This window comes from Chitinophaga sp. (assembly GCF_036566945.1).
GTDB lineage: Bacteria > Bacteroidota > Bacteroidia > Chitinophagales > Chitinophagaceae > Chitinophaga.
In genome coordinates this window covers 1-8,627 of sequence record NZ_DATCVJ010000664.1, presented here as the reverse complement: position 1 = coordinate 8,627, position 8,627 = coordinate 1, and the positions used below count along the sequence as shown (strand labels likewise).

Genomic DNA, 8,627 nt, shown 5'->3' with positions numbered 1-8,627 from the left:
TCGGCTGGTCTTCCATCAGGTATAATTTTTCCAACAGTACAGGGTACTACTGATACCATATGGCCATCCAGTTCCTTTACCATTTTTACTACGTCCTTCACGTATTGTACTGATTTTGCACGTTGTGATTCGTCTCTGGCCAGCAGGTTCCGATCTCCCAGCATCAGTGTAACAGATCCCCAGCACGACAAGCCATGTTGCTTCATCAGTGTGCTGATGCTTTTGGTGTCGTACTGTTCCGGGGTGCCGGCAATTTCAAGTTTGGTATATCCAAGCGCGGCAACCCGCTTGATAGTCGTTTCTATTGTTTCGGATCGCATCCAATTGTGTATCGCTAATTCCATAACGCGTTATTGTATTAATGTGGATGAATGTTTTTTGCGGATGTCAGCTACGTAAACTTTTCTTGTCCACTATAGAAGAATAACCAATAGCATGGCAGCTGTCATGTCCTGATCGATTTCATAACAGGAACCGTTTAAATAAAATCATTGTATCACAAACTTATTCAGACTTCCGTTTAAATAAAAGTACTTCATTTGCAATATATCGATACTATATTTACCAAACTCCTTATTTTTCAGCTTTGGAAAATAAATAGTGTACTAAATATAAAGGCATTATGAAAATTTCTTACCGACACGTATCTACTCCGGAAGTGGCTTACCGGCATATCTCTACGCCGGAGGATTCCAGCTTTGTAGTGAAAGAATTTTGTCAGCCACGTTTCACCAATACTTTTCATTTTCATCATGGGTATGAATTGATCCTGATTGTAAAAAGTGAGGGTAAAATGTATGCGGGTAATAAGGTCATGAATTACAATGAAGGAGAGATTTATATGTTTGGTCCGGGGTTGGTGCACTGTTTCTGTAATAATAGTTCGCCGGTGGGTACCGACGAATTAGCGCACGCTATTATTGTACAGTTTACAGAGGACTTTATCGGCAAAGATTTTTTTGATAACCTGGAATTGAGAAAGATAAGAGAACTGATACAGTTGTCTGAGTATGGGATAAAATTTAGCAAGATATCATCTGCTGTGAATACCCTGTTTTTTCAGTTTCAGGCAAGTCAGCAAATGAAAAATCTGATTATACTGTTACAGATCCTGGATGAATTGTCGCTAAGAAGCAGGGATAGTGTGCAGCTCCTTACCGATGATCCCAGAAAAATACACTATAAGGATGTAGATTCGAAAAAATTAGAATCCGTATTTAAATATGTGCTGGAAAATTATGCAGGGCATGTAGACAGCAAATCTGCTGCCGCCCTGGCATATATGAACGAAGCGGCATTTTGCCGCTACTTCAAAAAAAGAACCACTAAAACATTTTCGCAGTTTGTAAATGAGATCAGGATTAGTCATGCTACGAAATTATTAATGGGAACAGACAATGGGATTTCTGAAATATGCTATGCCTGTGGGTTTGATAATATTTCCTACTTCAACAGACAGTTCAAAATTTACCAGGGAACTTCTCCGAGAGAATACCGGAAGGCGTTTATAGAAAGTAATGTGAGTGCACCCAGTTTCCGGCCTACCGGTGATTGATCTGCTTCTGGATTTTGGAGGTGATGGAGGTAAACGATAGCGGGTCAGGGGTTGACCGAAAAGTATATTATTTCCCGCAAAGGCGCAAAGCAGCAAAGGCGCGAAGATGACATAATTGTCTTTTTTATGGCTATTATATCATCTGCAGGCTTTGCGGATTTAAAGTTCGCTTCGGTATTCTTTGCTGCTTTGCGCCTTTGCGGGAAATAATATTTTATTGAGAGATGCCTACATTACCTGCAAACCATTGATCAGCGGCCTTTTGAAGCGCGCTCGCATCTGGCTCCCCGTCAGTCGCCCAGGCGATGATGCCATCGGGGCGTATCAGCGCTGCACTCAAACCGAATTGTTCTTTTGCGCTGGCGGAAATATACCTGATCCGCTGGCCATATTCATCGGCTAATAATTGAAGGGAAGGATTCCTGTCAAAGTCGAGCAGTATCCCCTGGCCATTGCGCATGAACTCACCGATCCTGCTGCCATCTTCAAATTCAAAGTCGGGAACGCTGCGACCTGTTAAAGGATGGTCACCAGCGAGCGGGTAACGTGTGTGTACACCTCTTACGCGTCCTGCGAACCAGGTGGCGCCGTCGCGGGTGGTCATCAGGTCGCGGAAAATGGCGTTCAGTGCGCGGGCAGAAGGAGTTGATTGCATGATGGCCACCTGGGCGCGTGACCAGTCCAGCACCTGTTCGCCAAGAGGATAGCGTTCGGTATAATAGCTGTCCAGCAAGGCTTCCGGCGCATGGTGATGGATGGTAGCGGCTAGTTTCCATCCCAGGTTCATGGCATCGCCGAGTCCCAGGTTAAGTCCCTGGCCTCCCAACGGCGAGTGGATATGCGCGGCGTCACCGGCTAAAAATATTCGTCCGTTGCGATAGGTGGTGGCTTGTCGTGCCCGGTCAGTCCACGTGGTGGCGATATGCAGCGCATTGAGGGTTACATCGGTGTTAGATACGTAGCGTAGCAATTCCTGCACGTGTTCAAGCGTGATCGGCTTTTTGGAATGATGAAACGCGCCGCCATCAAATACCTGGATCATAATATACCCCGGCTGGGATTGAAGGTACATGCCTGTGGCGGTCATGTTTCGGCCGGGAAGGAGCTTTTCCGGATCGGCGATGTCCACCTGTACAGAGTAGCCGGTAAATTCGGGCTCGGTACCGGCGAAGTCGAAGCTGCCGGCTTTACGAACAGCACTACGGCTGCCATCGCAGCCCACGAGCCATTTGCCATTAAATGATCGGTCGCCCGACTGCACGGTTACGCCATCTGCGGTTTGGTGAATGTCCGTAGTGGGCAACCCACGCAGGATGGTGATGCCCATGGCTGTTGCACGTTGGACCAGCGCTGTTTCAATTTCCTGCATTTCAGAAATTAAAGCGGTAGCAGGGGAGCCGGGCAGGCGATACTCCCATTGTGAGGTATCTATATCATCTTCATAAAAAGGGATGCCGGCGAAATGCCCCGCCTGACGGCGGCTTGCTTGTACGGCGTTTGCGTGTGGGCTTTTGAGACGTTTATGTAAGGCCAGCTCTTTCAGCAAGTCACGGCGATATAATGCTTCAATAGAAGGGGCGGAGAGTCCCCGGATGCCGAAAGGGAATTGCTTCAGGGGCGAATGCGGATCTTCCGCTTTTTCCAATATCAGTACTGAACATTGGGCCAGGGCCAGTTCACAGGCGAGGAACAGGCCCACAGGCCCGGCGCCGGAAATGATCACGTCGTATATAGGATCTGTTGTGGATTTCATGTCTTTAGATGTAGCTTTCATATTGCATTATTGAGACACAAAATTCCGGAATGCGGCTCCACTAGGATTGTACAAACGCGACAAAATCATTACTGACTGCCTTTTTCCTTTTCTTTGTCTTCCGTGCAAATGCTGCGGGCGTAGTACCGCTATAGCGCTTGAATTCCCGGCTCAGGTGGGATTGGTCCGTATAGCCCAGGTCGTGAGCGAGGCCGGCAATGTTGGCGTCGGGATAATGCCACAAGTGGTTGCGTACCTGCTCAAAGCGCATCAGTCCTGATACATCTTTGATCGTATGGCCGGAAGACTGCTTGAACTTTCTTTCCAGGGTACGTACCGTTGCATGCGCGGCGGCGGCCACCTGGCTAACGGGCAGGGTACCATTGGCTTTCCTCATGGCCACTCCGGCTTTGAATAGCATGCTGTCCATCGGAATCCGCGACCTCGCGTCAAGAAAGTACTGTTGTACGTGGTTGATGGCTTCGGCTATTTGTCCTGCGGCTACCAGCTTACTTAAGCTGGCATGAAGCCCGGTGATGGGATGCTCAAATATATGTACCCCTTTTTTATCGGAGGGGAGGCCGAGCAAATCGAACACCGTCCAGGGATAGCACCTGATAGCAATGATTTCTAAACGATTTTGCGCGTAAAAATGAACCGGCTGATTGAGTAGCCCCATCATAAATGGCGATGGCAATGGCTGTAAGGCGCCATTAGCAGCAATGCTACAGCCGCTGCCGAAATGGAAAATTATTTCCGCATAACCATCAGGCGTTACTTCAAAAGCCGACGGCTGTTCGCCGAAGTCGTTTGTGTTGTGCCAAAAGCACCTGATGCTGTCCCGTAGCTCTTCCCGGGGCTCAAATTCTTCGTGTTGCATCCTGAAAGATAGCATTTTGGTGTGTATTGAAGATGAACAGGATAGGAGTGCTGATCGAATGATTATTTACGTTATATTTATAACTCCTTTGAAAGTCATGTCTAAAACATTCAAGAAGTGCAAACAACCGTAACCACGCAGTTATTTGATCGTGATCATTGGAATTGTCAGCTCCCCTCGCTAAGCGCCGAATACCAGGGAGCCAGTCCTTACCCTCACATTGTATTAGAAAACTTCCTGAACCCTGATGTATTGGAAACCTGTGTGCAGGAGTTTGACAAATTAAATGAGGCGGATGGCTGGATCAATTACGTTCATTACAATGAAAACAAGGCAGGGCTGAATAAGCTTGATCTCTTGCCACCGTCTATTAAGCGGACCATTAATGAATTGAATTCCCCGGAGTTCCTGGAATTTCTTAGTACGCTGACCGGGATCAAAGGTTTGATGAAAGATGACCTCCTCGAAGGGGGTGGTATCCATCAGTCCAAAAGAGGCGGCTATCTTAACATCCACGCCGATTTTACCGTACATCCGCATCATCGTCAATGGCAACGGCGCGTAAATGTACTTGTGTACCTTAACAAAGACTGGGAAGAAGAATGGGGCGGTAAACTGGAACTATGGGACACGAACATGCAGGCTTGCGAAAAGAAAGTGCTGCCTGTTTTTAATCGCTGTGTTATTTTTAATACAGATGCTGATTCCTACCATGGCCATCCGGAACCTACTACCTGTCCTGAAGATCAGTTCAGGAGATCTATCGCTTTGTATTATTATACTGAAGAAGCCCAGCCTTTCCGCAGAGCCACCCATTACATGGTACGCCCCGGAGAAGAAGGGAAGAAATTTATGGTGAAGCTGGATAATGCGATGGTGGCCGTTTATACGGAGATAAAAGGCATGCTCGGTGCCAACGATAAAATCATTAGCAAAGTGCTGCGGTTCTTTTCCGGTAAAAAGTAAAAGCATACCGGCTCAAAATAATAACAGGAAAGGCGTTGGGATGTACCGCAACGCCTTTCCTGTTGTCATTTATTTTATTATTTGGCAGCTACTTCCCGCTTCAAAAACACAAACCCGTTTTTACGATACAACTCTTTCAGGGAGGTATTTTGTTTATACTGATCTACTCTATCTATTTTGGTGACAAAATAGGCAGGTTTATCAATAGGGCCGGTCAGGAGCCACGTTTCATCGTAAGAATTTTCATTCACCGGTTTTTCTTTATGCGTATAGAAGAAAGGGGCATAGCTCCAGTAACCTAAGGTGGTTACATAACAATCTTCTCCTTGTCTTTGCTCAAAAAACTCAATAGCAGCGGCCTGAGAATACTTTTCAACTTTCGGAACAATGATCGCTGCTGCCAGAAAAATAACCAGGCCCGTTCCCACAAAATAAGTGGTGGCCGCATTCATGAATTTACGCTTCTTCAACTGCCTTAATCCCACAATAATGGTGGCCAGCATCAGGAGGCCCACGATACCTTCCCAACCATTCCACTTTACCTCAGCGGCCATATTTGCCTGTGCAAAAGTATCGTGCACATATGGGATCAATTGCTTAATATTTAAAGCGATCAAAGCCACCGCCAGGAGTACCAATGCGATGATCGTTCCCAGGATAGCCGTTAATACGCCCACATATTTTTTATAATCCATTTCCTTTCTGTCCCATTTGTAAAATGAATAGGCCGCCAGAAAGCTGATCGGGAACCAGGCCAGAGAGGAGTAGTGAATAATGCGTGATTGTACAATCGTGAACAGCAGTGTGACTACCCAGAACAACAGCAGCATCCAGATCTTAAAATCTTTATCATACCTGCTGCTATAGCGCGCTTTAAAGAAGGAAGGAATGGCAAAAAGAGAAGCCGGGAAACATCCTACGAGCAGCACCACGTAGTGATATCCGAAAAAGCCCGCCTGTCCTGCGTCGTGGGTAGTAAAGAGGCGGTACTGGTACTTCAGGAACTCTGTAATAAACCAGGGGCCGTTCTTGGCTGTTTCATATCCGTACCAGGTCAGGGTTACCAACGACGCGACGATCAAAAATAAAAGCGCATGCCACCAGTTGAAAAAGAACTTAAACCTGTTATAAATAAAGTAGACGCCCAACACCATCAGGAATACCATCAACGCTACCTGTCCTTTGGTGAGAATGGCAAGTCCCATAAAAATGCCTGCCCACACAGCATAGTATACTGGTTTTTTGTTAATGCCATCTTTGTCAAATCCATTCTTTTTCCAGTTGTACAAAATAAAATAATAGAGCGACAGGAAGGTGAACAGGTTAAACCAGGGATCAATAATACCGGATTTGAAATACATATTAGGGAAAAGCGAGCCGCCGAAAGCGAGTGCCCAGAGTATCCCGAATTTTTTATCGTACAATCTTGTACCACAAAGGAACAAGACAATCAGGGTAGCAATGCCACAGACCGCATTGGGAAAGCGCGCCGCAAATTCATTGATCCCAAATATTTTCATGGAAAGACTTTGCATCCAGAAGAACATGGGTGGCTTTTCCCAGAAGGGTTTAAAGTTAACGTAGACCCTGGTATAATCGCCCAGTTTCAACATTTCCCTGGAACACTCCGCGAAATTTATTTCATCCCAGTCAAACAAGTGAACCCGTCCGAGAAAAGGAATAAAAAATAGGGCTGCAATCACTGACAATAATAGGACACCTGATAGTTTATTTGCACGCATATGTACCGTATGTAAATGGTTGATTAAACAAATATATGTTCATATACCATCATTTACAAATCAGGAAATTCTTTTACAATAGGAGGTGTTTGTTGCTGTGGGGAAGATTTCGTAGGCTCGTTAGCGGTATTAAGCAGCTTAATAAGCCCGGTAAATGGCTGTTTTTTCGCAAATAATAAACCTTTAGTGTGTTCGGCTTGTTATCTACATCGCTAGTATACCCACCGTAGATCCACAGGATGATATCCAATACCAATCTGATTGAACATGTGAAAGGGCATCCGGAAAATGTAGTACGCTCACATTAAATTTAGCAGATGAAAAAAACGCTTTGGCTATTGTCGTTTATATGTAGTTACACTTGCCTGTTTGGTCAGACGGGCACCGATAGCCTGCCGAAACAAGCACCGAAAAAGGAAAAGAAAATTGAGTTCCACGTAATGCCCTATCTGAGTTACAACCGGAATCTGAAATTTATGTTTGGGGCTATTCCAATGATGATGTACCGGCTGAATAAAAATGACACCATTTCTCCTAAATCATTATCGGGCATGTCCGCTATTTATACTACGAATCGTTCGTATATTTTTGCCTTTTTTAACAGGTGGTATTTCGCGGAAGATAAGTGGCGTGCAAAACTGTTTGTGCTGACCGGTACTCAAAATTCACAATTTTACGTGGATGATATCGATGATCCTGATTTTTATGACTATGGCACCAAAACCACTATCGTGAGCTTTGGCGTACAGCGCAGAATTATCAAAGGTCTTTATGCCGGCCTGTCTTATACCTATGCACATTACAATACGGTGTATGAGGACACTATAAAACCTACCAGTGTATCCCATACCAATGCGATTGTATTGAATGTGCTATATGATACCAGGGATGCTGTTTATTATCCTACCAAGGGAGATAAAATACAGTTAAGCTGGAAAACTTATCCGACCTGGTTTGGCAATACCGCGGAGGCAAACAGGGTTTCCCTGGAATTTGATAAATATTTCCCCATGCGGCAAAACCACGATATCATCGCCGCCAGGTTTATGGGCAAATTTGGATTGGGCAATATCGCCTTTGAACAGCAGGTGACGCTGGGTGGAAGAGATATCAGGGGATATTCGGAAGGCAAGTATCGGGGAACAGGTTTGATGGATGTGCAGGGTGAATACCGCTTTAATTTTCATAAGAAAATGGGGTTAGTAGGTTTCGTAGGCCTGGCAACGATTTATGGTTCTGATACCGAAAGTTTTGACTGGAAACTATATCCTGGTGGAGGCGTGGGGTATCGATACAATCCATTTAAGAAGACGAAGTTTAATGTAGGTTTGGACGCCGCGGTGGGTAAAGGAGATTATGGGGTCTATTTCAGAATTGGGGAAGCATTTTAATGTGATAAGCATTGGAGATTTTTATAAAAACAACATCCCTACAGTGCAGGCTGTAGGGATGTTGTTTTTAAGACGGATTACATTCATTTCAGCACTGCCGCCCATCCGCCATTGCGTACCATTTTGATAGTTATTTTATCCCCGGCTTTCACAGGTATGGTTTTCCTGCGGTAATCCATGGCTTGTTTCCCGGCGTTGATGCCATCTTCAAAATAAGTCATGGTATAGGTTTTACCTTTTTCTAAAAAGTCGAAGCTGAATGTTACGTCTCTTTCTTTGTCGTTGGTGATGCCGCCGATAAACCATTGCTCCCCTTTTCGTTTAGCCACTACTGCTACTT

8 protein-coding genes are annotated in these 8,627 nt (G+C 45.3%); 3 read left to right on the top strand and 5 right to left on the bottom strand.

Annotated features, from left to right (window positions below; all coding sequences use genetic code 11):
• Positions 1–320: sugar phosphate isomerase/epimerase family protein (locus tag VIP81_RS20260; RefSeq protein ID WP_331965385.1), on the bottom strand; the 320-nt coding region annotated here is incomplete at its 3' end.
• 302 nt (positions 321–622) lie between these two features.
• On the opposite strand from VIP81_RS20260, the gene VIP81_RS20255 reads away from it, so the two are divergent.
• Positions 623–1,555, top strand: coding sequence for an AraC family transcriptional regulator (locus VIP81_RS20255; RefSeq protein WP_331965383.1), 933 nt, complete (start codon positions 623–625; stop codon positions 1,553–1,555).
• 214 nt (positions 1,556–1,769) lie between these two features.
• Here the strand turns inward: VIP81_RS20255 and VIP81_RS20250 are convergent, their stop codons facing one another.
• Positions 1,770–3,329: an FAD-dependent monooxygenase gene (locus tag VIP81_RS20250; RefSeq protein WP_331965380.1), complete on the bottom strand. Its 1,560-nt coding sequence runs from the start codon at positions 3,327–3,329 to the stop codon at positions 1,770–1,772.
• Positions 3,330–3,369: 40 nt separating this feature from the next.
• Positions 3,370–4,188, bottom strand: a complete 819-nt coding sequence (locus VIP81_RS20245; protein WP_331965377.1) for a helix-turn-helix domain-containing protein — start codon at positions 4,186–4,188, stop codon at positions 3,370–3,372.
• 117 nt (positions 4,189–4,305) lie between these two features.
• Between VIP81_RS20245 and VIP81_RS20240 the strand changes: the two genes are divergently transcribed.
• Positions 4,306–5,154, top strand: coding sequence for a 2OG-Fe(II) oxygenase (locus VIP81_RS20240; protein WP_331965374.1), 849 nt, complete (start codon positions 4,306–4,308; stop codon positions 5,152–5,154).
• 77 nt (positions 5,155–5,231) lie between these two features.
• Here VIP81_RS20240 and VIP81_RS20235 read toward each other — a convergent pair whose 3' ends face one another.
• On the bottom strand, positions 5,232–6,896 hold the full coding sequence (locus VIP81_RS20235; protein WP_331965371.1) for a glycosyltransferase family 39 protein: 1,665 nt from the start codon (positions 6,894–6,896) through the stop codon (positions 5,232–5,234).
• 317 nt (positions 6,897–7,213) lie between these two features.
• Here VIP81_RS20235 and VIP81_RS20230 point away from each other — a divergent pair, with 317 nt between their 5' ends.
• Entirely contained in the window at positions 7,214–8,287 is a 1,074-nt protein-coding gene (locus VIP81_RS20230; protein WP_331965368.1) for a BamA/TamA family outer membrane protein, read from the top strand.
• 83 nt (positions 8,288–8,370) lie between these two features.
• Here the strand turns inward: VIP81_RS20230 and VIP81_RS20225 are convergent.
• On the bottom strand, positions 8,371–8,627 hold a 257-nt coding region (locus tag VIP81_RS20225), incomplete at its 5' end, for a glycoside hydrolase family 97 C-terminal domain-containing protein (RefSeq protein ID WP_331965365.1).

Bases quoted from the DNA above. Each gene is read 5' to 3' on its own strand.
- VIP81_RS20245 (WP_331965377.1), bottom strand. From the start codon at position 4,188: ATGCAACACGAAGAATTTGAGCCCCGGGAAGAGCTACGGGACAGCATC.
- VIP81_RS20250 (WP_331965380.1), bottom strand. From the start codon at position 3,329: ATGAAAGCTACATCTAAAGACATGAAATCCACAACAGATCCTATATAC.
- VIP81_RS20255 (WP_331965383.1), top strand. From the start codon at position 623: ATGAAAATTTCTTACCGACACGTATCTACTCCGGAAGTGGCTTACCGG.
- VIP81_RS20230 (WP_331965368.1), top strand. From the start codon at position 7,214: ATGAAAAAAACGCTTTGGCTATTGTCGTTTATATGTAGTTACACTTGC.
- VIP81_RS20235 (WP_331965371.1), bottom strand. From the start codon at position 6,896: ATGCGTGCAAATAAACTATCAGGTGTCCTATTATTGTCAGTGATTGCA.